The organism is Ruficoccus amylovorans (genome assembly GCF_014230085.1).
Classification (GTDB): Bacteria; Verrucomicrobiota; Verrucomicrobiia; order Opitutales; family Cerasicoccaceae; genus Ruficoccus; species Ruficoccus amylovorans.
Genome location: NZ_JACHVB010000013.1, coordinates 253,716 through 277,712, shown reverse-complemented (window position 1 = coordinate 277,712; position 23,997 = coordinate 253,716). Strand labels below are relative to the sequence as shown.

22 protein-coding genes are annotated in these 23,997 nt (G+C 58.4%); 16 read left to right on the top strand and 6 right to left on the bottom strand.

The window, feature by feature from the left end; genetic code table 11:
• Positions 1–3 precede the first annotated feature (3 nt).
• The 8 genes from H5P28_RS04390 (at position 4) to H5P28_RS04355 (ending at position 9,230) form a co-directional block, all read left to right on the top strand.
• Complete coding sequence (locus H5P28_RS04390; protein WP_221773354.1) at positions 4–804, top strand: RraA family protein; 801 nt, start codon at positions 4–6, stop codon at positions 802–804.
• 24 nt (positions 805–828) lie between these two features.
• Entirely contained in the window at positions 829–1,635 is an 807-nt protein-coding gene (locus tag H5P28_RS04385) for a polysaccharide deacetylase family protein (RefSeq protein WP_185674495.1), read from the top strand.
• Entirely contained in the window at positions 1,632–2,636 is a 1,005-nt protein-coding gene (locus H5P28_RS04380; protein ID WP_185674494.1) for a GDSL-type esterase/lipase family protein, read from the top strand. Before H5P28_RS04385 ends, H5P28_RS04380 begins: the two co-directional genes overlap by 4 nt.
• A gap of 84 nt (positions 2,637–2,720) precedes the next feature.
• Positions 2,721–3,392, top strand: a complete 672-nt coding sequence (locus H5P28_RS04375; protein ID WP_185674493.1) for a GntR family transcriptional regulator — start codon at positions 2,721–2,723, stop codon at positions 3,390–3,392.
• A gap of 74 nt (positions 3,393–3,466) precedes the next feature.
• Positions 3,467–4,858, top strand: a complete 1,392-nt coding sequence (locus tag H5P28_RS04370; RefSeq protein ID WP_185674492.1) for an FAD-dependent oxidoreductase — start codon at positions 3,467–3,469, stop codon at positions 4,856–4,858.
• A gap of 93 nt (positions 4,859–4,951) precedes the next feature.
• The gene (locus H5P28_RS04365; RefSeq protein WP_185674491.1) at positions 4,952–6,934 is read left to right on the top strand and encodes a sodium:solute symporter family protein; all 1,983 of its coding nucleotides are present in this window, start codon (positions 4,952–4,954) and stop codon (positions 6,932–6,934) included.
• On the top strand, positions 6,934–7,911 hold the full coding sequence (locus H5P28_RS04360) for a D-2-hydroxyacid dehydrogenase (RefSeq protein ID WP_185674490.1): 978 nt from the start codon (positions 6,934–6,936) through the stop codon (positions 7,909–7,911). Before H5P28_RS04365 ends, H5P28_RS04360 begins: the two co-directional genes overlap by 1 nt.
• A 38-nt stretch (positions 7,912–7,949) precedes the next feature.
• A complete protein-coding gene (locus H5P28_RS04355) occupies positions 7,950–9,230 on the top strand; it encodes a sialidase family protein (protein ID WP_185674489.1) in 1,281 nt (426 codons plus the stop codon).
• Between the two features lie 232 nt (positions 9,231–9,462).
• On the opposite strand, the gene H5P28_RS04350 is transcribed toward H5P28_RS04355, so the two are convergent.
• Together H5P28_RS04350 and H5P28_RS04345 are read right to left on the bottom strand one after the other, a co-directional pair.
• Positions 9,463–10,218 carry a type II secretion system protein gene (locus tag H5P28_RS04350; RefSeq protein WP_185674488.1) on the bottom strand — a complete coding sequence of 252 codons (756 nt, stop codon included), beginning with the start codon at positions 10,216–10,218 and terminating at the stop codon, positions 9,463–9,465.
• A 326-nt stretch (positions 10,219–10,544) separates the two neighbouring features.
• Complete coding sequence (locus H5P28_RS04345; RefSeq protein ID WP_185674487.1) at positions 10,545–10,910, bottom strand: FAD-dependent oxidoreductase; 366 nt, start codon at positions 10,908–10,910, stop codon at positions 10,545–10,547.
• A 94-nt stretch (positions 10,911–11,004) separates the two neighbouring features.
• Here H5P28_RS04345 and H5P28_RS04340 point away from each other — a divergent pair, with 94 nt between their 5' ends.
• Together H5P28_RS04340 and H5P28_RS04335 are read left to right on the top strand one after the other, a co-directional pair.
• Positions 11,005–11,952, top strand: a complete 948-nt coding sequence (locus H5P28_RS04340; protein ID WP_185674486.1) for a dihydrodipicolinate synthase family protein — start codon at positions 11,005–11,007, stop codon at positions 11,950–11,952.
• A 72-nt stretch (positions 11,953–12,024) separates the two neighbouring features.
• Entirely contained in the window at positions 12,025–12,966 is a 942-nt protein-coding gene (locus H5P28_RS04335; protein ID WP_185674485.1) for a Kelch repeat-containing protein, read from the top strand.
• 17 nt (positions 12,967–12,983) lie between these two features.
• On the opposite strand, the gene H5P28_RS04330 is transcribed toward H5P28_RS04335, so the two are convergent.
• From H5P28_RS04330 to H5P28_RS04315, 4 genes are all read right to left on the bottom strand, one after another.
• Positions 12,984–13,865, bottom strand: a complete 882-nt coding sequence (locus H5P28_RS04330) for an alpha/beta hydrolase (RefSeq protein WP_185674484.1) — start codon at positions 13,863–13,865, stop codon at positions 12,984–12,986.
• A gap of 154 nt (positions 13,866–14,019) precedes the next feature.
• Entirely contained in the window at positions 14,020–14,532 is a 513-nt protein-coding gene (locus H5P28_RS04325; protein ID WP_185674483.1) for a hypothetical protein, read from the bottom strand.
• 169 nt (positions 14,533–14,701) lie between these two features.
• Positions 14,702–15,544 carry a hypothetical protein gene (locus H5P28_RS04320; protein ID WP_185674482.1) on the bottom strand — a complete coding sequence of 281 codons (843 nt, stop codon included), beginning with the start codon at positions 15,542–15,544 and terminating at the stop codon, positions 14,702–14,704.
• 15 nt (positions 15,545–15,559) lie between these two features.
• Complete coding sequence (locus H5P28_RS04315) at positions 15,560–17,275, bottom strand: sialidase family protein (RefSeq protein WP_185674481.1); 1,716 nt, start codon at positions 17,273–17,275, stop codon at positions 15,560–15,562.
• A gap of 172 nt (positions 17,276–17,447) precedes the next feature.
• On the opposite strand from H5P28_RS04315, the gene H5P28_RS04310 reads away from it, so the two are divergent.
• From H5P28_RS04310 to H5P28_RS04285, 6 genes are all read left to right on the top strand, one after another.
• Positions 17,448–18,368: a PIG-L deacetylase family protein gene (locus tag H5P28_RS04310; protein ID WP_185674480.1), complete on the top strand. Its 921-nt coding sequence runs from the start codon at positions 17,448–17,450 to the stop codon at positions 18,366–18,368.
• Between the two features lie 43 nt (positions 18,369–18,411).
• On the top strand, positions 18,412–19,686 hold the full coding sequence (locus tag H5P28_RS04305) for an ABC transporter substrate-binding protein (RefSeq protein WP_185674479.1): 1,275 nt from the start codon (positions 18,412–18,414) through the stop codon (positions 19,684–19,686).
• The gene (locus H5P28_RS04300) at positions 19,683–20,732 is read left to right on the top strand and encodes a carbohydrate ABC transporter permease (RefSeq protein ID WP_185674478.1); all 1,050 of its coding nucleotides are present in this window, start codon (positions 19,683–19,685) and stop codon (positions 20,730–20,732) included. Before H5P28_RS04305 ends, H5P28_RS04300 begins: the two co-directional genes overlap by 4 nt.
• Positions 20,733–20,757: 25 nt before the next feature.
• Positions 20,758–21,663, top strand: a complete 906-nt coding sequence (locus H5P28_RS04295; RefSeq protein WP_221773353.1) for a carbohydrate ABC transporter permease — start codon at positions 20,758–20,760, stop codon at positions 21,661–21,663.
• Positions 21,660–22,442 carry a GntR family transcriptional regulator gene (locus tag H5P28_RS04290; protein ID WP_185674477.1) on the top strand — a complete coding sequence of 261 codons (783 nt, stop codon included), beginning with the start codon at positions 21,660–21,662 and terminating at the stop codon, positions 22,440–22,442. The genes H5P28_RS04295 and H5P28_RS04290 overlap by 4 nt, the downstream gene beginning before the upstream one ends.
• 62 nt (positions 22,443–22,504) lie before the next feature.
• Positions 22,505–23,668, top strand: a complete 1,164-nt coding sequence (locus tag H5P28_RS04285) for an ABC transporter ATP-binding protein (protein ID WP_185674476.1) — start codon at positions 22,505–22,507, stop codon at positions 23,666–23,668.
• The last annotated feature ends 329 nt before the right edge of the window (positions 23,669–23,997 follow it).

Genomic DNA, 23,997 nt, shown 5'->3' with positions numbered 1-23,997 from the left:
TCTATGAAAAGCGCATATCTTGATAAAACCAATGGAGTTGCCGACGTGAACGGCAAGCTGGCCGGCATCGACCATTGCACTATGCTAGCGCTCAAGCGATGGAACACGCCGACCATTTACAATGGCTGGGAGCAGGTCACTGACCATGATATCGCCCGGGAATGCTTTAACCTGGAACCTGTCCGCGATTTCATGCCCCAGATGGGACCCATGGTCGGACGGGCCATCACCGTTGTATTTGAGCCCAGCAACCCCAAGCACCGCGAGAACGCGTCGGCGTGGAGCGAGTACTACGCCTATGTGGCCTCCGTGCCCGGCCCCAAAATCGCCGTGGTGCAGGATTTGGACAAGCCTGTGATGAAGGGCGCATTCTGGGGCGAAGTGAACAGTAATATCCACAAGTCTCTGGGGTGTATCGGCACGATTGTCGATGGTGCCATCCGGGATGTCGATGAGATGAATAACGCCGGGTTCAAGGCCCTGGCGCGTGGCATGTGTGTCGGCCACGCCTACAGCACGCCGGTGCGCTGGGGTGTCTCCGTGGAGGTGTTCGGGGTCGAGGTCGAGCCCGGACGCTTGATCCATGCGGATAAGCACGGCTTTCTGGTCATCCCCCCTGAGGACGAAGTCGGGCTGTTGGAGGCTGCCGAGTTCATGGACCGCAACGAGTGTAATACGTTGATCCCGTCCGGCCGCTCCGCGACAGGGAAAACTATCCCGCAGCTACTCGAAACCATCAAGCAGGCCGGCATGCGCTCGGGGCAGGCGATCAAGGAACAGTTTGGCCGCCGCGGAGAGTGGTAATGCGCGCTTTTCCCTGACCGCGTTATGTCAGTCGTGCTTGACCGTTGGCCCGAGGGTAAGTCGCTGGCGGTAGCCTGGTCCTTTGACGACGGCTTTGCCGGCGATGCCGCCGTTATCGAGCGGCTGAATACGCACGGCGCGCGGGGAACCTTTCACCTCTCGAACGCCTTCCTCGGCTCGCCGGGGTATGTGACAGCCGCTCAAATACGGGAGGTCTATGCAGGGCACGAGGTCGCCGCTCACGGGTATAGCCACAGCTACCTGACGCTGGTGCCTCCGGTCTTGCGCCGGGACGAGATTCGGCGGAATCGTCTGGCGCTGGAGGAGCTCTCCGGTCAGGCGGTTGTGGGCCTGGCCTACCCAGGGGGCTACTATAACAGAGATGTCGAGCAGGCGGCCCGGGAGGCCGGATGTGCCTACGCCCGCAGTACGGTTTCGACGCAGGATATCGCCTTCCCGGCCGCGGAGGAGTTTACGCTCCACCCGACGTGCCATGAGCGCAACCTGAGCGATGCGCTCATTAACCGGTTTCTCCATCCCGCCAATGAGAGTCGAGGTCGCTTCCTTTTGGTCTGGGGGCATGCTGTGGAATTGGACAAAGAAAAACGGTGGGACGGTTTGGAGCGGCAGTTGGACCTGCTCTGCGCGCGCCAGAAGGACATCTGGTGGTGTACGCTGAGTGAGGTCGCTCGTTACTTGGCGGCTTTGCGACGGCTTCATGTCGATCAAGACGGCGGTATCATCCGCAATGCTTCCGCGTCGGAGATCTTTCTTTCGCGTAACGGCCAGCTGTGCCGCCTGCTGCCTGATGAGAGTCTTTCCTGGAAATGAACCGGCTGAGTCCTGATCACCTGAGCTTTCATAATGTGGCGGAATTCCGTGCGCAACAGGCCGGAGGCTGGCTTTTGCAGCGGGTGCCGGAGGACGTTCGGGCACGGTTGAACCCGATTGCGCAGCAGCGGATGCAGGAGCCGTACGGTGTGGAAGTCCGCTTCGTCCCGCAGGATTGGACTCGCCCGGTTCGGTTGACTTTCCGGTCGCTGGGGAAGGAGACGGAGTTGTGGCCATTTTGGGGGATGTTCGCGGAGCGTTTCCCGCGCAAAATCGGCCCGGAGCCGACGACGCTGGAGTTCGTGATGCATGAGCGGATGCGGGAAATCGGTCCTGAAAGATTCGCGGACCATGCGTTCAAGCCTTGGGTGTGTCGTCTGCTGATGCGGGGGGATCCGGTGCTCTTCATCGAAGGGGAGGGGGATGTGCGCTTGCCGAGGCAGGGAGAGGTGCCGCGGGTCCGGCTCCTGGCTTACGGGACATCCATCACGCAAGGCATTGGAGCGTCTCACCAGCACGCCTGCTATGTGAATCAAGTCTGTCGAGAACTGGGCTGGGATGTTGTCAATCTCGGCTCGGGCGGGTCGGCGCTGTGCGAGGAGGCGGTCAGCGACTATATGGCGGCGATGTCCGGCTGGGATGTCGCGCTGCTGTGCGTGTCTGTCAATATGGTGGGCCATGGTATCCCGGCGGAAGAGTTTGAGCGACGAGTCCGCTACATGCTGGAACGCCTGACGGCGCGGCGGCGCCCGATTCTGTGTCTTTCGGTAGTGCCGCATTTTGGGGACTTGGGGGAGTCTCCGCGCCGCGCTTTAGCCGGTTCGTATCGCGAGGTTCTGTCTCGTCTGTGCGGTCGGTATGCCCGGGTGCAGTACCTCAGCGGGGAGCGGGTTTTGACGGACTACGCGGACCTTCTGGACGACTTGATACATCCGTCCGATTACGGCATGACCAAAATTGCCCGGGGGCTTGCTCCCGTCTTGCGCTCCTTGCTGGCCTGATCTTACGGTACAGTTATCGGCGAGATATAGTCAGGTAGGTACACTTGACATATCTTTACATATATCCTATGGATTCCAGTCGCAATGACCCGTGTGAAATCCAAACCCGCTCGAATCCCTGGAAATACTCCCAAGGTCAGCCTTTCCCAGAAAGCCTACGACTATTTGATGGAGAAGCTCATGGCCAACGAGCTGGCACCGGGGGATCTGCTCAACCGCAGGCAGATTGCGGAGGAGCTCAATATCAGCGTCGCGCCCGTCCTGGAAGCGGTCGTGCAACTGGAGTCCGATGGCATCCTCGAATCCATCCCGCGAAAGGGTACCCGCGTTTGCGGTGTGCGCATGGAGGATCTGCGCGGACAGTTCATTCTGCGTGAGGCCCTTGAATGCGAAGCGGCACGCGTTTACGCCGGAAGTCTCGTCCAGGGGCATTACGCTGAGTTGGAGCGCCTGGCGGCTGCGGCCGATAAAGACTACCAGGATATTCGTCTGGCCTGGAACATCGAAAACGAATTCCATTCTGCCTTGGTGGCCCTGACGGGGATTCCCATGTTGCTGACAGCTTTTGGGAATGTGATGCGTAAAAAGCTCTTCATGGGCATTCAGCTTTATCAGTCGGTTCATCCCGAGAGCATGCGTGATAGCCACATCGAGTTGCTGAAGGCTCTATCGGTGGCCAAGGCCGATGAGGCGGCGCGTCTCGTGCGGCACCACATCCGTTGTGGGAAAGAGGCGCTCTTCCGCGGTCTGCCCTGACGGCGGCATCGCTCTTTTGCATTTTTCCTGTTTTTAGTGTTGGCATTGCAGTAGGCTTTTGCTGAAATATCACGATGAATATTGAGAGGCTTGAGCGAATCCCGGTTCTGGGCCAGTACGATGTGGTGGTGTGTGGTGGAGGCCCCTCGGGGATTCCGGCGGCTCTGGCGGCGGCGCGCTCTGGGGCGCGTGTGCTCTTGCTGGAAGGGACCGGGCAATTGGGAGGTGTCGGCACCAGTGCCGGCGTGACAAGCCTGCTCGGCGGCCGCACACGTAGCGAGGGGCATCCCTGCGTCGGGGGTATCTTTCGTGAGATGTCGGAGATCTTGATCGCCCGCGGGGCCGGTATCGACCCGGCGTCTATCCCCAACCAGTATTATCAGCCTTTCGGATGGGCGCCGGGCGATTTGGCGGTGGGCTTTTATTTTGAGCCCCGCGAGATGGTCTCGCTGTTGGACGAGATGATGGTCAAGGCTGGCGTGGATGTGCTCTTTTTCACGAGCTTTGTGGATACGGTGGTGGAGGACGAACGCGTCCGCCAGGTGATTTTCTTTAACAAGGCGGGGCTCCAGGCGGTCGAGGCCGGGGTCGTCGTCGATGCGACCGGGGACGCCGATGTCGCGGCCCGCAGCGGATGTGAGTTTGTCAAAGGCAGGGAGGAGGACGGGCTGATGACGCCCGCTACCCTGATGTTCCGGGTGGACCGGGTGGATCAGGACGCGCTCGAAGCCTATATGAGGGCTCACGAATCGATCCGGCTCAAGGACATTATCCAGCGCTTGCGCGAATCGGGAGAGTGGCCGTTCTCCTTTGATATCTTCATCAGCCAGCAGGCACCGGAGAGGGGAACCTTTATGATCAACACCACGCGGATATGCGGGGTGGACGGAACCGACGGCCGGTCCATTTCGCGTGGGATGATGGAAGGGCGCTCCCAAGTCCATCAGCTCTTCTCTATTATGCGGAAGCATTTCCCCGGCTTCGCGGACAGTCGTATCATCGAGATCTCGCCGTCGCTGGGTATCCGCGAGACGCGGCGTATTCGCGGAGATTTTCTCTATACGGTGGAGGATGTCATGAAACGTATCGAGTTTCCCGACACGATTGGTTTCAGCGGCTACGGTTTCGACCTGCCTGATCCTCAGAAACCCAGCTACCAGCCACTGGATGAGCAGGGCGTGCGAGCGCCGGAGGTGATTGCCATCCCCTACAGGATCATGCTTCCGCGTCCGGTGAGGAACATCCTCTGCCCCGGGCGGGCGGTAAGTGTTGAGCGTTTGCTCCTGGGACCGCTGCGGGTCATGGCTCCCTGCTACGCGATGGGCGAGGCGGCGGGCCAGGCAGCCGTCATGGCCCTCGACAACTGTGGCAATGCCGCGCAGATCGATAGCGAGAAACTACGGGACCGTCTGCGTGAGACAGGCGCGATTGTCGATGCTCAGGCGGTCGTCGGGGCCGCTCATTGAGGCGCTCGATTATAAGTACGATAGCAGGAATTTTTGCAGATTCCTATTGATATATCACGTGAATTTTGTTGTTCTGATTCTAATACCCCTGCCATGGCACCACTCGACTGGATAATCCTGATTGTATTTACGCTCCTGCTTTTTGGAATCGTCGTCTTCTTCAAGCGTTATACGCGCAGTGTCGCTGATTTCCTTTCGGCGAATCGTGCGGCGGGGCGCTACCTGGTGACGATGGCCGAGGGGGCCTCGGGGCTGGGCGCGATTAACCTGATTGCGTACTTCGAGATGTACTACCTGGCCGGGTTTGTGCCGGCCTTCTGGCAACTGATGTTGCTGCCGGCGGCCCTCATCATCTCGACGAGCGGGTGGGTGATCTATCGCTACCGGCAGACGCGGGCTATGACGCTGGGGCAGTTTTTCGAGCTGCGCTATGGGCGTAAGTTTCGCATTTTCGCCGGGGGGCTCGCGTTTTTCTCCGGCATCATCAACTACGGTATTTTCCCCGCCGTTACCGCGCGGTTCTTTGTGTATTTCTGTGGGTTGCCGCAGAGCTTCACGATTGGCTCTTTGGAGATGCAGACCTACCCGGTGGTTATGATTCTGCTGTTGTCCACGGCGTTGTTTTTCACCCTGACGGGCGGGCAGATCGTGATCATGGTGACAGACTTTGTGCAGGCGCAATTTGTGAATGTCGTGCTGGTTGCCGTCCTCATCTTTCTGGTGCTTCATTTCAACATGGACACCGTCAAGGAAGCCCTTCAGTCGGTGGGGGGCAGCGGCCAATCCCGGATCAATCCCTTCGATGCGGGAGAAGTGAAGCACTTTAACGCGTTCTATTTTCTGGTGAATCTCTTCGGGGCGTTCTACTGGACGATGGCCTGGCAGGGGGGACAGGCGTACAACTCCTCCGCGCGCTCACCGCATGAGGCGAGGATGGGGAAAGTGCTGGCGCAGTGGCGCACAGCGGTGACGACGCTGCTTCCGATTTTTCTGCCGATTGCCGCGCTGGTGGTCATGCACAGCGCGGACTTTTCGGCCCAGGCACAGGCGGCGAGCGAGGCGCTCGGAGCGGTCGGCGACGCGCAACTGCAAAAGCAACTGACGACCCCGTTGGTCATCCGCGAACTGCTCCCGGTGGGCATGCTTGGGCTGTTCGCGACGGTCATGCTGGCCTCTGCCATCTCCACCGATAACACCTACATGCACTCCTGGGGCAGCATCCTTATCCAGGACGTGATCGTGCCGTGGCGCGGGCGTCCGCTGAACCCGAAGCAGCACATGTTGTGGCTGCGGGTGTCTATCCTGGGGGTGGCGATCTTTGCCTTTGTCTTCAGCCTGTTCTTCCGTCAAACGCAGTATATCCTGTTGTTTATGTCGCTGACCGGAGCGATCTTTCTCGGCGGAGCCGGGGCGGCGATTATTGGCGGACTGTACTCCCGCCGGGGGACAACTCCGGCGGCGTTTGTCGCCATGATCACCGGGAGCGTCATCGGCTGTGGCGGGATTCTCATCAAGCAGTTTGACCCGGCCTTTCCCTTTGACGGTCAGCAGATGCTGTTCGCGGCGATGATCACCTCCCTCAGCCTGTACATCATTGTCTCGCTCGCCCAGCGGCGCCAGTTCAACCTCGACCGCATGCTGCACCGGGGCGAGTACGCGGAGATGACCGACCATCCCGAGAACTACGGCCAGCCCAAGCCGCGTCTGGGCTGGCACGCTTTGAAACCGGGCCGGGATTTCAACCGACGCGACCGCATCATCTTTTATCTGACGATTGGGTGGTCGCTGAGCCTGTTCAGCGCCTTTGTGATCATCACCGCCCTGAATCTGCACGAGCGCTGGAGTGACGACTGGTGGTTCAGCTACTGGAAAATATTCCTCGGCATCGGGCTCGTGAAGGCGGTTATCGTCACGGTCTGGTTCCTGGTCGGTGGCGCGATCAACTTGCGGGAGCTGATGGATGTGCTTCGGCACGCCAAGCGCAACCCGCTCGATGACGGCACCGTCAGTGCGGGGATCAATCGCGACGAAAACGCTCCCGGCGAAACACTCAACCCTTCACGGCAAAACGATTGATGAAACCCAACATTACCATTCTCGACGCAGAGACTTTTCATTTCTCCGACCGCAGCTCCTGGTCGATATTGGAGCCTTACGGGGAGCTCACCCTCTATGACCGGACGGGACGCGACCGGGCGCAGATCGTCGAGCGTTGCCGGGAAGCTCAGGTCGTCCTGACCAACAAGGTGCCGCTCGACGCGGAAACCCTGCGCATGCTCCCCGAATTGAAACTCGTCTCTGTATTGGCGACTGGATACAATATTATCGATGTGCAGGCGGCCCGCCGTCAGGGCGTGACCGTGTGCAACGTGCCCAGCTACAGCACCACTTCCGTGGCTCAGCACGCCGTCGCCCTCATCCTGGAAATGTGCAACCGGGTCGGCGACCATGCGGTCGGCGTCAGAGCGGGGGATTGGGCCCGATCGCCCGTTTTCTCCTACTGGCTGAGTCCGCCCAGAGAACTTGCGGGCATGACGGTGGGACTGGTCGGCTTGGGCGAGATTGGCCGAGCGGTGTCGGAGCGTCTCCGGCCCTTTGGGGTCCGCCTGCTGGCCTATTCCCCCAGCCGGCGGGGCGGGTTTGATTGGCCGGAGTTTGCATGGGCGAACTCGGTCGAGGAGGTGTTCGAGTCAGCGGACCTGGTTTCACTGCATTGTCCGCAGACACCGACTAATGGTGGTTTCGTTAACGCCGCTTTGCTGGGCCGAATGAAGCCCGGCAGCATGCTCGTCAATACCGCCCGGGGCGGACTCATTAACGAACAGGACCTCGCAGCGGCCTTGCGGGAGGGTCCGCTCGCCGCGGCGGCGGTCGATGTGGTCGGCGTTGAGCCGATGCATGCGGATAATCCGCTGCTGACTTTGGAAAACTGCTACATCACGCCGCACCTGGCCTGGGCCAGCGAAGAAAGCCGCCTGCGCCTGCTGGAGATCACCCGCGACAACCTTCAGTCTTTTTTCAGTGGAACCCCGCAGCATGTTGTTAACGCCTGAATCTTTTTCTATCTCCAACCTTTCCCAAAAACTTACCCATGTCCGATCTGTCATCCAATTACCGCCCGGCCTCCGCGCACAGTATCCACTGTCTGGATACGGTGGAGATTGCCGGAGAGAAATTCTCGACCGCTGTTCTGCCGGAGGGTCTTCGTTTGGAAAAAGAGCTGGGTGTCATCCTGGCTGGAAACCTCACAGCCCGTCGCATCTGCCTGGATGATTTTGTCTGCCATCCGCGTAGCATCATCACGCCGGGGGGCGACTATTTGCTGATGCATCCGGCCGGACCCATGCACTATGTCTGGGCCGGACGGGGTAAGATGGCTAACCGGATGTACCAGTACCGCTCCAGCGATGGCGGTTGCTCCTGGACGCCGGGAGCGGTGGCTTGGGAGGTCCCCTACAGTATGCACGCGGCGGTGCCCTTCGTCCCGAGAGGAAGCTCGAGAATTTACGCTTTCGGGACGGAGCCTGTCGTGGAATTTCATGACGGCACAGAAAATGCCCCCATCGGTTACCGGTTCTCGGACGACGACGGTCGGACCTGGAGCCCGGCGCAGATCATCCGCCCGCAGAACGATCCAGATTTTTGCGGTATGTCCGCCATGCGCATGTGCGAAACGCGCAGCGGCGCCTGGCTGGTCGGCGCTCATGCCTCCCACTGGACCGCGGACGAGGCTGGAGAGCATGTCGTCACGCATCAGTACCTGCTGCGTAGCACCGACCAGGGGAAAACCTGGACGGTCCTGCCTGCGGCCCGGCCGAACGGCTGGCAGTGCCCCGGCACCTGCCGAATGGACGAAGCCCGGCCCATCCTGCTTCCCGACGGGCAAATCCTGCTCATGGCGCGGACGCCGGAAGGACGCCTGTGGCAGAGTCGTAGCGATGACGACGGGCTGACCTGGTCGGCCTTTGAGCCGACGCCGCTGGTCCACCTTGACGCGCCGCCCATGCTTTTCATGTTAGCCGATGGTAAAACCCTCGTGGCCTTTTTTCACAACAAGCGCCGCCCGGCGGATGGAGGAGCCCATATCTTTGCCCATGAGGCGCGTGTCGAGTTGTGGTGTGCGCTTTCGACCGATGGCAGTCGCACCTGGAGCGAGCCCCGTCTCGTTGCGGTTAACGCCTGCGAACCCGCCGTGCTCAATGGCTGGGGCGGCGTGACTCCGATGGTCTCGTACGCGGACTTGCTGGTAAATGGCGATCAGCTCGAGCTGTTTATCGACCATCAGATGCGACAAGTCATCCATGTCCGCCTGACCCGTCAGGATCTTGACCGCCTGCCTGCCCGCAGCGATCTAGTCGATACCCAGCCCTAGCGGACTCCCTGGCGCAGGTCCGAAACGTTTCCGATCATGCCATCGACTGGAAGAGGTGCGCTTCGCAAGGCTTCCCGTATGCCTTTCGCGGCGCTCCGTCCTCTGTCTGGACTACAACCCTACTGTCATGCCCACAACGGTTATAGCTGTTGGACTCAATTAGGGGATGGCACAGCCGTCGTGGTCGATTACAATGCCGGGCCCAAGCCGTTACCTCGACTGCGTATTGGACTTATTCGTTTGACCAAGGGAGTATGCCATCCTCTCCGTAGACCTGGTCCAGCGTATAGGAGCCGCTGCTTCCGTCGGCGAAGAGGAACTGCACCCGATCATTGTGTCGGAAGGAGAGTCGCGGTGAGCCGGACAGAGGAGGGAGGCTTGTCCTGGTCATGATAAAATACCAGCTGCCCACAACCTCTCCTGCGCTATTCTGGGCCTCGCAGTCCGCCAGCAATGGAGTTTTTCCGGGGTTGTTGATCTCGGCGAACGAAAGCGAGCGGGAAGCGGGGTTACTGACCCCCTGACTGTCGGTCAGCCACTTCTTGATCGGCCCATACTGTTGGCTGTAGCCGATGCCATAGTCTCCTCGCACAGAGTGAACAGCCTGGGCTGGATCATAGAAAACCTCCGATGCTTCGGTCCTTCTCCCGTTGACGATTTCATTGTGTTCGAGATAGGGGGCGATAATCGTATGCCAGGCGGTGTTGGTATTCCAGCTTTGCTGAGTCTCAGAATCTGCGCTGATCAGCGGAGGCAGGTTTCCGTGGTCCGCATGATACATGCTTAGCGCGGTGTAAATCGTTCGTTTATTCCCAATGGATTTGGTGGCCCAGGCTTGCTCTTTGATCGAGCCTACTGCGGCAATTATGATTGCTGAAAGTACGCCGATGATAGAGAGAACGACCAAGAGCTCAGTCAGCGAGAAACCTGATCGCCAGTGGGATGCATTGCGTGGGGGATGCGCACTGGTTTGGGTGGATGGGGACATGGGAACAAGTAAAAGAGGGGTTAGTGTCTGGCTTTAATATTGATATATTGAGAGATGTTTCAAGAGTAAAATTCTCTTGATGAGACAGGGCTGGCTATGCTCCCGAAGTGCAGCAGGGCATTGACCTGCTCCTGTAAAGCTGGTCTGTCGTGAGATGGGAGTGCGTGGGCAGACTTACACCATCGCTGGAAAAACAGTCCACGAGGATGGGGATCACCGAGCTGCGTAAGCCAGTCGCTGATCTGAGTCTGGATAACCGCCCGACACAACCAGAGGAACCTGACAACAACGCTGGACTGAAGATCGTGAGCAGGTCAAGTGACTCACTAGTATATCAAACGCAATGGTACGGTTCCAGGAGGTTGCGCCAAGGGCTCAGCCCGGCACAACTCATAGAGCATGAGGTCCATCAGGTGCGGTGATCGTTGAGGATTGCGGACAGCCTGTTCAAGGCGGATTTCTTCGATAATGCCGCCTTCGCGTGTCTCCAGGCAGTCGGCCAAACCGGCATGCAGGCCATTCGCGCCGACGATGTGCATCCGGATTTCGCTGGAGGCATTGCCCCCTAAGACCGGGCGGTCCTGGCACAGGATGACACGGGCTCCCAGACGCGCGGCCGCCAATGCGCAGCAGGTGCCGGAGAGGCCGCCCCCTGCCACCAGCAGATCGCAGTGAAGATTAGTTCTTTGCATGGAGGTTATTATGGTATACCTTAAATTTAGTAACATCTTGGTTTTGCCAAAATTTGTTTTAAAAATCAATTTATTTTGGTATACCAAATTTAAAATGGAAACTGAGTACAGAAATGATACCCCTCGCGGAAAACTCGTGGCGGCCATGGTCACGCCCTTTACCAAGGAGGGCAGCGTGGATGTCGGCAGCACGGTACGCTTGGCTGGCTGGCTCCGGTCGGAAGGCGTCGATGAGCTGTTTGTGGTTGGGTCCACCGGAGAGCTTGCCCTGCTCGATGAAAAAGATCGGCTGGCAGTCATTGAAGCGACAAGGCAGGCTTCCGGAACTGGGACTGTGTATGCGGGGGTGAGTGGCATGGGCTACCGGCATGCGATCCGCAATGCCAAGGCTGCGTATCAGGCCGGAGCGGATGCGGTCGTCCTGATGAGTCCCTTCTTTCTGGCTCTGGACGAGGAGCAGCTTGTCTGCTACTGCACGGCGGTTGCGGATGCGAGCCCGTGTCCGGTGCTCCTCTATCATCATCTGCGCATGCCTTCGCCATTCTCTGTTCCGGTGCTGAAGGAGCTCGTGCGCCATCCCAATATCCACGGGCTCAAGGATACGAATGGCGGTGATAGCGAACGCTGCGAGGAGGTGCTCTCCGCTGCGTATGAAAGCGGTCGTCCCGATTTTCAGTTCTTCCAAGGCGTGGAAAGCCTGGTGCTACGCTCCATGCGGGCGGGAGCCACGGGCTGCGTGGTCGCCCAGGCTTGTATCGCTCCTGGTTTGTTCCGTTCCTTGTTGGATGCCTGGGGGCGAGGTGACATCCAGATGGCTGAGGCTTTTCAGGAAAGAATTACTTCGCTTTGGGGCGTCTTCTCCGAGCCCGGCGTTCGGCAGTCGTTCTTTCATTTTCTGCGTACGCTCAAATTGCCGCTCCAGCAGTGGGGGGTCATTGCCGGGGCGGATTGTTCGCTCCCAGGTGTACGCTACGCAGAGGAGTTTGACGCTCGCATCGCCGCCTTTATCGAGGCGCACCTCCCTCACATCCCAAAGTCCTGAATGATCAACATCCCAGCAACACTTATGATTGCGGCGATAACTTACTCCGGGCTGCCCCCGTCCATACTTGTGATGGATACTTCTGAATCCTGGAAAGCCCTTGCCCCTCTGCCTGAAGGTGTGGCGGGGCATGCCATGGCCTCCGATGCCCGCGAGGGATTATGGGTTGCCGGAGGTAGTCTCTGGCGAGACGGCGTCAAGGTAATACAGGATGAGATCAGGTATCTACAGCCGGGAGGGGCTGAGTGGCAGCACCGCGGCGGCATTCCTGGTGGCTGGGCCTATGGGGGAGGGGCTGTCGAGGGGGATGCTCTTTATCTGGCCGGAGGGATCGGAACTGACGGGCTTCGTGCGGATATTCTGCGTATCGACCTGGTTTCAGGTCACGTGTCCCAAATGGGAGCTTTGCTGGCGGGCCGGGCCTACTGTGCGGCGGCGGTGATGGATGGCGGACTATGGATCATGGGCGGCTCAGAGAATGCCGACGACTTGTCGCAAGCGGATACGCGTGTTTTTCGCTTTGATCTGGCCGACGGTACACTGCGCGAATACGCATCGGCGCCGGGAAGTGGATGGGTGAATCCGCTTCTTCTTTGCGTTGGAGGAAAGCTGTATGCTTTCCCTGGAAGCCGGTGGTCGGTTGACGCGAAAAGACTGATTCCGTTTGAAGGCGTTTTTGTCTTCTCTCCCGACCAGTCAGCCTGGGAGGTCGTGCCGGTCGAGGTGTCTCTGCCCCGGGCGATGAGCGGCGTTGCACTCGGGCAGAAAGCGGTCTGCCTGGCCGGTGGCGTTGTCACTTCCTCCTCTGCCGCCACGATCGAAGGGCATGTGTGGATCTATGATGCGCGAAACGGACACTTGTCCACGGGGCCAAATCTGCCCGAAGCGCGTCTGGGGGCAGCCATGGCAAGTACGGCCGGTCGCGTTTTTATCTCGGGGGGAGAGGACAAGCCGCGCAGCCGTGCGGCTGACGTTTGGAGCCTGGAGCTTGGGACGGCGGAACCGGCGCAATAGCGGATTGCCGTTGCTGTTCAACGTGTCGCTTGCGCTTCCAGAAAATCAAAGGCGGGGGGGACGCCTTGTTCCACCGTCTTGAAGATATGCCCGCCGGGCAGGCGCACGACTTGAGGCGGGTTGCCTGCCGCCGTCGAAGCTTGAATGTAGGCCTCGTTCATCTGACGATCAAAGGCCATCTCTCCGATCACGGTCATGAGCGCTACATCTTTCACCCGCTCGACATGGAGGCGCGGGTTCAGCTTGTTCCACACCGTCGGATCGCTACCGAAGCGGTCCTCTGGAACCCGATAATTTTGTGTCTTATCCGGGATCGGAAGACGCGGAAAATCGAGAAGTCCAATAATGGTCGCCAGCGCGCAAAAATCATCCGGGAGGCGAGTGACCGTCATGGCCGCGCCATAACCGCCCATCGACCAACCGCCGATGGCCCGGTGCCTGGCATCAGACGAGACATGAAATTCCTCCTCGGCCAGGGTGATGACTTCATCCATGTAGTCCGCATATCGGTCGGCGGAGCGAACGGGCGAATTTATGTACCAACCATCGTCGCCACGTGGCAGCACAATCGCGCAGGGTGAATCGAGCAGGCGGGATTTGGTCGCTGGAGACTCAAGTAGGGAGCGTTCGTTTCGCCCCCGGCCATGAAGGAAATAAATCACGGGGAATTCTTGGCTCGAGGTGTCGGCGGGTGTCAGGGTGTCCTCCGGCAGGATGACAATGAACCGTCCCGACCGGCTGAGCGCGGTGCTGGCGAAGTCGCATTGCCAGATGCGTGGTTCCAGCTTTTTGATTTTAAGGTCAGAGGTTCCCGAGGCAGCCGCGTGGGCCGAAGATAACCCCAAGAGTAACAGGATGGCGGCGATGCTGACAGAGAGGTTAAAGGATGGGATCGTCATGGCTTGATTTTGCTCGTAATCACCCTGGGTACTCGCGGGCTTCAGGGATATCTGATGGTTCTGTCAAAGGGGGGAGGGGATGGCAATGACCGTACAAAGAGCCGGACGGCTACCGAGGTTCGCCTGGATGAAGCATCCCCAAGGAGGGGGATTATTACTGAAGATCACCTTTCCAGAAGACGCTGTTATAGCTATCGATCTGGGGTTGGAGATCGTCCCGGCTCTGTGTTTCTATGTGGCAATCCACGTACCCGACATTGGCGAGCGTGCCGTCTCCAAAGCGGAAGCCGATCTGTGTTCGGGTCGCCACCGAGGATGAGGTGCCGGTAATCAACAGCATGGTGCGGGACGGGTCTGGGAGCAGGCTTGGCTGAAAGTGCTCCATGTTCGAGTACGGAGAATGCAGGTAGATGTTGGCCGCGAAGGGGCGGATGATCGCTCCGGGGGCTGTGTCCGCGTAAGGAATCCCCGGACAGTAAAAGATGCTGTTCTTCAGGTTTGAAGAGTCGTTCGTCCACGCAGGAAAGGGAATGCCGGGCATGGCATACTCCCACATGTTGATGACCCAGGGGACTGTCGTATTGCTCTGGTAGGGGACTTTTCCGTTGTTCTCCGTCGCAACCGTATGGAACAGCATCAGGCACTGGCGGAGGTTGGAGCGGCTCACGCTCCGCGCCGCGCTTTCACGTACCGACCCTATTATCGGGATTGTGATGCAAACGAGTATGGCAATGATAGCTATCACAACCAGCAGCTGCATCAGCGTGAAAGCGCGACGACGGGATCGTGTGTGACGGAAGTGCATTCGAATCACATAAAAGCTGAGAGTTTCGGGGCTACATGAGCTTGCTGCGGCGGGATCTGCTGCCGATCAGGAGCAGCATCAGGCAGACCGAGCCGATGACCATCTGGCTGGAGGAGGGCTCGGGGATCGGTACAATTCCATCCCCGGCAAGATTGTTGATCTCGAAGCGGGTTCCGCTGAACAGGCGCATGCCGACTGCGCCCGCGGCGTCAAAATCCGTGGTCGCCGAGAGGGTTTGGTTCCCGGATGTGGCAATGACGCTATTTTCACTATTGAGGACTGAGAGATTGAAGAACGACTGTCCCTCTCCGTCTATCCCCTGATCGACTGAGACCGTATAGGTTTGGTCTGCCGCCAGCTTGGGCCAGCCGGAATTGGTTGTCTGGGAAAACAGTGTGCCGAGCGTAGCGCTTGTGGTTGAGGCTCCGTACCACATGCGCAGCAAAGGTGTGCCCGCGGCGTCGGAGCTCAGCATGACAAGAACACCCGTATCGCTGTCTGTATTGACACGCAGGAAGAACCCTAATGACTGGGATGATCCGAGTTCGCTGATCTTGAACGTGGAGGAAATCGTCTCGGTCTGGAAAAGAGTTTCCCCTGCGTATAGTACGTTGGCCGTGCCCAGCGCCGGTTGTTCAAGAAAGCTGTTGGTCGGGTCCATCTGTGGGGTCGCATTGGCGTTCTGCGTGTATTCGACAGTGAAATTATCTGTGAATGCCGTTTCGTAATCAAAGGTAATATCGGCCTGGGCGACGGGAGAGAGAACGAGCAGAGAGGATGCTAGCAAGGCTGCTGCGCTGAGACGAGACAATGTCTGTGTGTGCATGATGTTATCAGGTTTTGAGTTTTGTAGATGTTCGACGATGAGAATCATGATGAGGAGAAAGGTTTAGTCGTCCCAACGCCAACGCGTGCCGGCGATGTAAGCTACACCTTGCAAATCGGTGAGGTAACAGACCGTCAGGAGTGAGCCGTCCTCCATCTGGAGGGTGGTCGGATAGCCGTTGTCGCCACCGCCGCCATAACCATCCGCGCGGAGCGTGCGGATGTCTTCCTGGTGCCAGGTTTTGCCGTTGTCCCGGCTCAGGGCCACGCGTACCCCCATCGGGGAGGAGCGGTAGCCGTAGGTGCATAGGAGCGAGCCGTCGCGCAGGAGGGTCAGCGATGCGGGGTGTCCGACCATCGGCGTGCTTTCTGGCTTCGTCCAGGTGCGTGCGCCATCACTCGAGCGGGACACCCACAGGCCCGCCCTGGCGTTCGCCGGTTCCTGCCGGAGCATGGCCACGATGTCGCCATTGGCCGCCTTGGCGAAGGCCGTCTCGCCGAAACCGAGCTTTTGTTCCGGGTCGGAGTAAATGGGGATGAATTCCCAGGTCGCGCCATTGTCCGTGCTGCGCAGGACGCCTGACTCATAGTACGGCTTGCTCGCGTTGGGCTTGCCGTAAATCCCGCGTAGAAGGGTCTGATCGTTGACCCGTACGGTGTTCAGCGCTTCGTAGTAATTCATCAGCAGGGCGTACCCGGGGATGTTGGCAGTCTCCTGTTTCCAGGTTGCTCCGCCGTCCGTGGAGCGATCGATGAAGTACCCGCTGGCATAGGCGTATTTGTTCGGATTGTCAGGAGTTACACGCACCTCAACGCCTTCGGCCTTGAGCTTCTTTAGGAGCTGCTGATCGGTGCTGTAGCGCCACCCCACGGCGCCAACGCGGACATAGCTGTGCTCGCCTGTTTTCCAGGCCGGCAGGACGGGATAGCGTTCCGCCGGCTCCCACGTTTTCCCCTCGTCATTAGACCGAAGGATGAGGGCACTCGGTCCGGCTTCCATGTGGCTGGAGGTTCGGCGCAGGGGCGCTTTGATGTAGAGTGAGCCGTCTTCGGCTCTCATCATCTGGGGGAAGAGGGCAAAGATGCCGGGTTGGTGGTAAATTTCGACCGACTCGGCGTTCGTTACCGACGGGGGCATATCCAGAGAGTCTTCGGGAGCGGGCTCCATCATGACATCCACTTCCTCCCAGTACGACTCGCCGGTACCCCCGCCGGTAACAGCTCCAAATGTGACCCAGGGGGTGCGCATGGCATAGCCGGGAAGGGAGGGGCTTCCAGCCAGCAGGGGGTTGCCGTCAACCGAGACCGAGAGGTGCCCATCGGCGAGGACAAGATCCACCTCGTGGGCTGACCCTGTCATGTCCACGGGAACGGTTCGCTTCAGGCGGTGAAAGTAAACCCTGTCCGGAAAGAACGTTATAAACTCCTCATGAAAGCCATCGGAGAGAGCGAGCGAGGCAACGCCCGGCTGTGAGGCGGTAACGGTGCGCATCCGCGCCATCACATCTATGCGCTCAGCGCGTGCGAGGGGAGCCCGAAACGAAGCGCTGGTAAACGCATTCCAACCAGAGGCTTTCGCGCGCTTGATGTGGAGTCCGTCCGGGGTTAACTCCAGGGTGTCGCCATCGGCGACCTGTTGGACCCAGCCTTGCTCCGAGGGGAGCGAAGTTGCCTCATAGCTTTGGATCAGTGTTGCGGATTCCTCGGCTTGGGAAAAGGCAGGCACACACGCGCATAACAGGTAGGCGAGAGTCGTGGTGTACTGGAAATAACGAGGCATCCGAGTGAGAGTTGCGGGGCGGGTATTATTTTCTTGGGCCTGCATAATTTGTATGAACTGAATACTTGACAAATGGTATACCAAAATGCAAGATAAATTTGTTTTGGCCCTAATTGAGTTTAATTTAATGATTAATAAACAATGATTTAAGTTTTAACAAAATAGGAATTCCATGAATAAAAAAAGTGACTACTCAACCCTGCCTTCAAAACTGAGGATTCTTCTGATCGGAGCCCACCCGACGGATGCGTTCGACAATGCTGGGGGGACTCTTATTCACCATATCGACCGCGGAGATGATGTGACCTGCGTGGTGATGACTCATGGAGTCCGCTCTCATTCGAACGTACTTCTTGATGAAATTCTGACCAGCGATGTCGCCCTCTCGGAGGAAGAGATCGAAGAAAAAACCCAGTTCTGGGCGCGCGAGAAGAACCGTGAGGTCGTCGATGCCTGCGAGATCATGGGAATCAAGGATCTGCGCTTCCTCGTGATGGAAGACGACATTTTCCTGATTACCCCCGAGCTCGTGCGTAAGCTCGGCAGCCTGATTCTGGACCTGCGGCCTGACGTGATCATCACTCATTATCCATTCGAAGGTGGTGGCATCGCCTATGCCCACGCGACGACCGCGCACGCGACTCTGCACGCGATCCATTACGCCTCCACGGCCCGCCAGGGAGACTCGCGTAAAATTCACCGTACGCCTCAGCTCTACTACATGGGTATTCCCTCGGCGGGTGTTGCCCTCTCCAGCATTGAAGCCACGTTTCATCCCAAGGTAGACTTTATCGTGGATTGTTCTGACACGATGGACCGCAAGGTGCGGGCGCTGGACCAGATTCGCAGTCAACGTTATGCCGGCCCTTATGCCCGTAAGCGTATCGAAACGGTGGACGGGCACTTCGGGCGTCTGGCGGGCATGGCTTATGCCGAACCTTTTATGCGCCACACCGTGCAGGTTTGCCACTACCTTCCCTTTACCGTGGATGAGCAGCAGCGCGGTAACGAGACCCAGACGGATCGTTTTGCGCGGATGACCCCGATGGTCGGGCAGGGTATCCCCTATGAAGAAACAAGCGACGTGCGTTGACGCTTAAGCCCGTCGTACTATACCCGAATCACAGTCACCACGTATGCCTACCCGCTCCAGCGTCCCCTCCAGGTGTTGCCTGCTCGTCTGGTTACTCCTCAGCCTCGTATGCTTGTTCGGCTGCGAGCGGAGTAACCAGCGACCCCGGCTGGTTGTGTTGACGCCGGGGGGCGATATTCGCCTGGCGGTGGATAAGGCTGTGGAGCGTTTCCTGCTGGCACATCCGGAGGTGGACGTCGAAGTCGTCTCCACGCCCAGCAAGAACTACTACGTGAAGTCTCTGACCATGCTGGCCGGGAATGCGTCCGTCGATCTGCTCTGGATGGGGCAGGGGTTCGGTATGTTTGCCACACGGGGAGCTTTGCTAGACCTCAATCCTTATCTGGAGGCCGAAGGCGTTAATCCCGATGAGATGCCCATCCGTCCGCCAGTGCTTGATTGGTATCGGCTGGATGGGCACCTCTACGGCATTCCCTATGGGATCGATGTCCAGGCCATCGTGTACAACCGCGAGCTGGTCGAGGCAAAGTCTCTCCCTGCACCCAACTGGGATTGGACTGGCAAAGACCTGATGGAGATGGGGCGCAAGCTTACGCGGAGCCGAGAGGCCGGGGGCACGGTTGTCGGTTTGGGATTTCAGGAATTTCCGCTCAATTACGCGGGCCTTTCGCTGCTGGATCCCTCGGCGGAGCGCTTTGCGCTGAATACGCCGGAGGGCCTCTCCTGGCTCAAGACCAACGATGAACTGATTCACGATGAGGGTATTCTGCAAAGAGGGTCGGATCAGGAGTCCGTCGATCGCCTGACGGGCTTTCTGAATGGCCAGATCGCCATTATCGATGTGATGACGTGGGACATGCCCCAGCTCAGCCGCCAGGCCATTTTTGAATGGGCGCTGGCGCCGGTTCCCCAGCCTGATGCGGACAGCCCGCGGGTCGCCTGGGCATCCAGCGCAGGTTTCTCAGTGGCGGGCCACACCGGGCATCCCGAGCTGGCCAGTGAGCTCTTGCGGTACCTGACCGATGAGGAGTTTCAGCGCGATCTCTTCAACCGCACCATCCCGGCCTCCCCCGCGCTGCTGGATGAATATATCGCCTGGCAGCAAGAGCATGGCGTGGATGTTCGCCCACTCGTAGCGATGTTGAGCTACATGCAGCCAGAGCCGCGCTTGCGCGCGCTGAATGAGGTTGAAGCGGAATGGGAGCATTGGAAGGAGCTGGCCTTGAACAAAAAAATATCACCGGAAGAGGCCCTCTCGCAGGCTGAGAAAGGCATCAATCGTATCCTCGAGTTTCACCGGAAGGAAATCAGCCGATGAAAGCCCGCCCCATCACTATCTTTTCGTTTCTGGCGCCGAACCTGATCGGGTTTATGATCTTTACGCTCATCCCGATTGGAGCTGCGCTTCTGCTGTCTTTTTATGCCTGGGATTTGTTCAGTCCTCCGCGGTTCGTGGGCGCTGATAATTACCTGTTTATCATCGGATTTCGTCTTCGGGAGAATGTGGAACCCCTTCGGGGCGGGCTTTTGATCGTTATGGGGGTGCTGTTTCTCGTGACAGTGTGGTCTCGCAAGGTTTCGGGGCTCAACCATACAGTTCGGTGGTTGCTGGCTATGGCCGGAATGGCATGCGTGGCCGCGGGTGCCTTGCAGTGGTATGAGCCGGTTAATCCGCGATTTTGGTACTATGTGTATAACACGCTTTTCCTAATGATCGGCTTGCCCTTCTCGATGATCGGCTCGCTAGTGCTGGCGTCTTTGCTCAACCAGAAGTACTTCGGGCAAAACTTCTTTCGTCTCGCATTTTTTCTTCCTTCCATTGTGAGCAGTGTGGGAATCTACCTGTTGTGGAAATGGATTTTCCAGCCAGACTACGGTTTGATTAACGCCGCGCTCGCCCAAATCGGGGTCTTTGGGCCGCGTTGGTTGGAGTCCACCACCTGGGTCAAGCCAGCTCTTGTTATGATGGACTTCTGGGGGCGGGTCGGAGGTATGAACATGCTTCTTTATCTGGCGGCCCTTCAGAACATTAATCCTGAACTCTACGAGGCGGCCGACATTGACGGGGCCAACGCCTGGCACCGGTTTTGGAAAATCACCTGGCCGATGGTTTCACCTACCACGTTCTTTATCCTGGTCATGGGAATCATCCAGGGCTTTCAGAGCGGCTTCGACGCGGCTTATGTCATGACCCGCGGCGGTCCCGCGGGTGCCTCCACGACGCTCAGCTACTTCATCTACGAAAACGCGTTTAATTTCTTCTACATGGGCCGCGCGGCGGCAGCCAGTTGGATTCTGTTCGCCATCGTTCTGGGCTGCACTTGGCTCAACTGGAAGCTGTCGGCTAACCGTATCCATTATTAACCTCTGCCTGGTGGACACGCTTCCTATGTCATCTTCAGCTACTCATCACTCTCTTCACTCGCCTCTGGTCAAGCGTATGGGCACATGGCTGGCCTGGATTGTCCTGGCAGGGTTGGCGGTGACCATGCTCTATCCTCTGCTCTGGATGCTTGGTACATCAGTGAAAACCACCGACCCGTCGCTGATCGCTATCGAAGGACCGTCCTCCAGCGTGTTTCCTGCGGAACCCGGAGTCGTAAAAAACCTGTTCCCGCGCGTCTGGCATTGGGAGAATTACCTCGAAGTCTTTCGGCAAGTTCCTTTTGCCCGGTACTTTTTTAACAGTCTTTTTGTTTCGCTCGCAGTAACGATCGGGCAGGTTGTTACCAGCTCAATGGCCGCGTACGCCTTCAGCCGTCTGCAATTCAGGGGCAGAGATGTGCTGTTCTTTTTCTACCTGGCTACGTTGATGGTCCCGGCCACGGTTACTCTTATTCCGACGTTTATCCTGCTGTCGGGGATTGGGCTGATCGACACCTATTTCGCTCTGATTGTCCCGTCCATTTTCACGGCCTACGGCACATTTATGCTAAGGCAGTTCTTTCTCGGTTTGCCCACTGAACTGGAAGAAGCCGCCATCCTGGATGGGTGCGGTCCTGTCCGCATTTATTTCAAGATCGTGCTGCCGCTTTCGGGACCCGCTCTGGCGGCCTTGGGCATATTCTCCTTTCTGGGAACCTGGCAGAACCTGCTCGGTCCACTCGTGAAGATCAATCGCGACGCGCTTAAACCCCTCTCGCTTGGCTTGCTTGACTTCATGGACTCTTATTCCGCGAACTGGCCGCTCCTGATGGCGGCTAGCCTGCTGTCCATCTTGCCGGTGGTGTTCATCTTTCTCTTCGGGCAGAAATTCTTTGTCGCCGGTGTTCGGCTGGGAGGGGTGAAGGGATGACGGCGATAGGATCAAAAATCGGGTTTGCCAAAGGCTGCGCCCCCCTGATGATGCCTGTTATGCCTGCTCATACATCCGCGAACGAAAGCGTATCGTCGCACCTGAATCGCCTTGTCCGCCTGGTGTTTTCGGAGAAATACCTACCTGGAGACCGTTTGGTCGAACGTGATTTAGCCGCTCAGTTAAACCTGAGCCGCATCCCCATCCGCGAGGGCTTGCTTATGCTCGCCGCCAAAGGGTTGATTCTGAAGGATGACTCTAGCCGGGGGATGCGGTTGCGTGATTACACACCGACCGAGGTGCTTCACCTTTATGAATATCGCGAGGCCATCGAGCTGGCCGCCATCCACGCGGCTTGTCAGCACCGTACCCAAACACAGTTGGTCGAACTCGAGTTGCTCTGTGATGAGCTTGATGCCGGGGCGGAACATCTGGACACGACGCGTCGTCTGGAACTTGAATGGAGCTTCCACCAGAGCATCGTTCTGGCCAGTGGAAACGCGCGTTTCATCAGCGATTTCGCGTTGCTCATGGTCGAATGCAATTATGTTTTTTATCACCTCCACAGCGATGGAAGAAACACCGATGAAAATGCGAATCTGTCGCTCTCTACTCATGTTCACGCGGTGGCCAAAGAGCACCGGGACATCGTGCGTATGATTGGTGAGCGTGATAGCGCCTCGGCCTCGACTGCTATGCGCGCTCATCTTTCCAGTCTCAGCAGCCGGATTCATCGTATCCTGGTCAAACGGCCATTTCGGGCCGATACCGGCGATTAACCCCCCCCCTCACAATAAAGTCTATCGCGCCTGCGATCTCCTGATTTCAGCGCTCAGTGTTTATGGCAAACGTAAGTATCAGCAAACTCACCAAGACCTATCCCGGCAGCGGCGGCCCCGACGTAACGGTCGTGCATGGCATCGACCTGGAGATCCGCGACGGGGAGTTCATGGTGCTGGTCGGTCCTTCCGGCTGCGGTAAATCCACGACGCTGCGCATGATTGCCGGACTTGAAGACATCACCGGCGGCAGTGTGTCAATCGGCGACCGTGTCGTGAACAACGTGCTGCCCAAGGAGCGGGACATCGCCATGGTTTTTCAGAACTACGCGCTCTACCCACACATGAGCGTGTACGAGAACATGGCCTTTGGGCTGAAGCTGAGAAAGTTCCCTAAGGCCGAAATCGACCAGCGGGTGCGCGAGGCCTCGGCCATGCTCGGGCTGGACCCGTACCTGGCGCGCAAGCCCAAGGCGCTCTCCGGCGGGCAGCGGCAGCGGGTCGCCGTCGGGCGGGCGATTGTGAGGAAGCCGAAGGTCTTTCTCTTTGACGAACCGTTGTCGAATCTCGACGCGAAAATGCGGGTGTCGATGCGCGCGGAGATATCCAAGCTGCACGCCCGCCTGGATGCGACGATGATCTATGTGACCCACGACCAGGTCGAGGCCATGACGATGGGAGACCGCATCTGCGTCATGAAGGATGGCCGCATCATGCAGGTGGACGAGCCACTCGCCCTCTACAACAAGCCGGACAATATGTTCGTGGCGGGCTTTATCGGCAGTCCGGCCATGAATTTCTTCAAAGGTACTTTGCGCAAATCGGACGGAGGGCTGGTCTTTGCCGGGGCCGAGGGCGACGCCGACCCGGTCAGGCTCATGCTGCCTGAGGCAGTGGCGAGCCAGGTAACCGGGCATGTCGATCGGGAGGTTGTGCTCGGGATTCGCCCCGAGGACATCTCAGAGGCGACGCCTTCCCCGGACGAAGGGCTGCTGCGCAGTATTACGGCACGCCTGGATGTGCGCGAGCCCATGGGGGCGGAAACCTATTTATACTGCGTGGCCGGTGGTACTTTGTTTGTCGCCCGCGTGCACCCCGGCGGCCATTATGAATGCGGACAGCAGGTGAAGCTTCACGTCAAAGTGGAGCACATCCACCTCTTCGACGCGCAAACAGAACAAGCGCTCTTGAGTTCGCTTTCAGGTGCTTGGATGAATTGTTATTGATAACGATCTTTGGGCTGAAACTTAAATTCTATTGTTGAGTTGGGCAGCAGGGTGAGTGTTGTTTGTGTGTCCAGTAATTATGTCTAATCGCTATTATACCGAGCTGCGAAATGGATCAGTTCGGAGATCTCGACCTCGGACCTGGGAAGACGACTGGGAGCGGCAGTTCCCGATATTCCGAGGCGTCGGTAGCGTACAGCTTGCGCGGGACGGGGCCACTGTCGGGGCTGCCTTCCAGCCGCTGTGCGAGAGCTTCGAGACCGGGTCGAGCGGCCGGTTATGCTCATGGGCAGGGGGCTGTGAAACCGCTAGAACTGCATCCCTGGAGC

Coding starts and splice junctions, on each gene's coding strand:
- H5P28_RS04390 (WP_221773354.1), top strand. CDS start 4: ATGAAAAGCGCATATCTTGATAAAACCAATGGAGTTGCCGACGTGAAC.
- H5P28_RS04385 (WP_185674495.1), top strand. CDS start 829: ATGTCAGTCGTGCTTGACCGTTGGCCCGAGGGTAAGTCGCTGGCGGTA.
- H5P28_RS04380 (WP_185674494.1), top strand. CDS start 1,632: ATGAACCGGCTGAGTCCTGATCACCTGAGCTTTCATAATGTGGCGGAA.
- H5P28_RS04375 (WP_185674493.1), top strand. CDS start 2,721: ATGACCCGTGTGAAATCCAAACCCGCTCGAATCCCTGGAAATACTCCC.
- H5P28_RS04370 (WP_185674492.1), top strand. CDS start 3,467: ATGAATATTGAGAGGCTTGAGCGAATCCCGGTTCTGGGCCAGTACGAT.
- H5P28_RS04365 (WP_185674491.1), top strand. CDS start 4,952: ATGGCACCACTCGACTGGATAATCCTGATTGTATTTACGCTCCTGCTT.
- H5P28_RS04360 (WP_185674490.1), top strand. CDS start 6,934: ATGAAACCCAACATTACCATTCTCGACGCAGAGACTTTTCATTTCTCC.
- H5P28_RS04355 (WP_185674489.1), top strand. CDS start 7,950: ATGTCCGATCTGTCATCCAATTACCGCCCGGCCTCCGCGCACAGTATC.
- H5P28_RS04350 (WP_185674488.1), bottom strand. CDS start 10,218: ATGTCCCCATCCACCCAAACCAGTGCGCATCCCCCACGCAATGCATCC.
- H5P28_RS04345 (WP_185674487.1), bottom strand. CDS start 10,910: ATGCAAAGAACTAATCTTCACTGCGATCTGCTGGTGGCAGGGGGCGGC.
- H5P28_RS04340 (WP_185674486.1), top strand. CDS start 11,005: ATGGAAACTGAGTACAGAAATGATACCCCTCGCGGAAAACTCGTGGCG.
- H5P28_RS04335 (WP_185674485.1), top strand. CDS start 12,025: ATGGATACTTCTGAATCCTGGAAAGCCCTTGCCCCTCTGCCTGAAGGT.
- H5P28_RS04330 (WP_185674484.1), bottom strand. CDS start 13,865: ATGACGATCCCATCCTTTAACCTCTCTGTCAGCATCGCCGCCATCCTG.
- H5P28_RS04320 (WP_185674482.1), bottom strand. CDS start 15,544: ATGATTCTCATCGTCGAACATCTACAAAACTCAAAACCTGATAACATC.
- H5P28_RS04315 (WP_185674481.1), bottom strand. CDS start 17,275: ATGCCTCGTTATTTCCAGTACACCACGACTCTCGCCTACCTGTTATGC.
- H5P28_RS04310 (WP_185674480.1), top strand. CDS start 17,448: ATGAATAAAAAAAGTGACTACTCAACCCTGCCTTCAAAACTGAGGATT.
- H5P28_RS04305 (WP_185674479.1), top strand. CDS start 18,412: ATGCCTACCCGCTCCAGCGTCCCCTCCAGGTGTTGCCTGCTCGTCTGG.
- H5P28_RS04300 (WP_185674478.1), top strand. CDS start 19,683: ATGAAAGCCCGCCCCATCACTATCTTTTCGTTTCTGGCGCCGAACCTG.
- H5P28_RS04295 (WP_221773353.1), top strand. CDS start 20,758: ATGTCATCTTCAGCTACTCATCACTCTCTTCACTCGCCTCTGGTCAAG.
- H5P28_RS04290 (WP_185674477.1), top strand. CDS start 21,660: ATGACGGCGATAGGATCAAAAATCGGGTTTGCCAAAGGCTGCGCCCCC.
- H5P28_RS04285 (WP_185674476.1), top strand. CDS start 22,505: ATGGCAAACGTAAGTATCAGCAAACTCACCAAGACCTATCCCGGCAGC.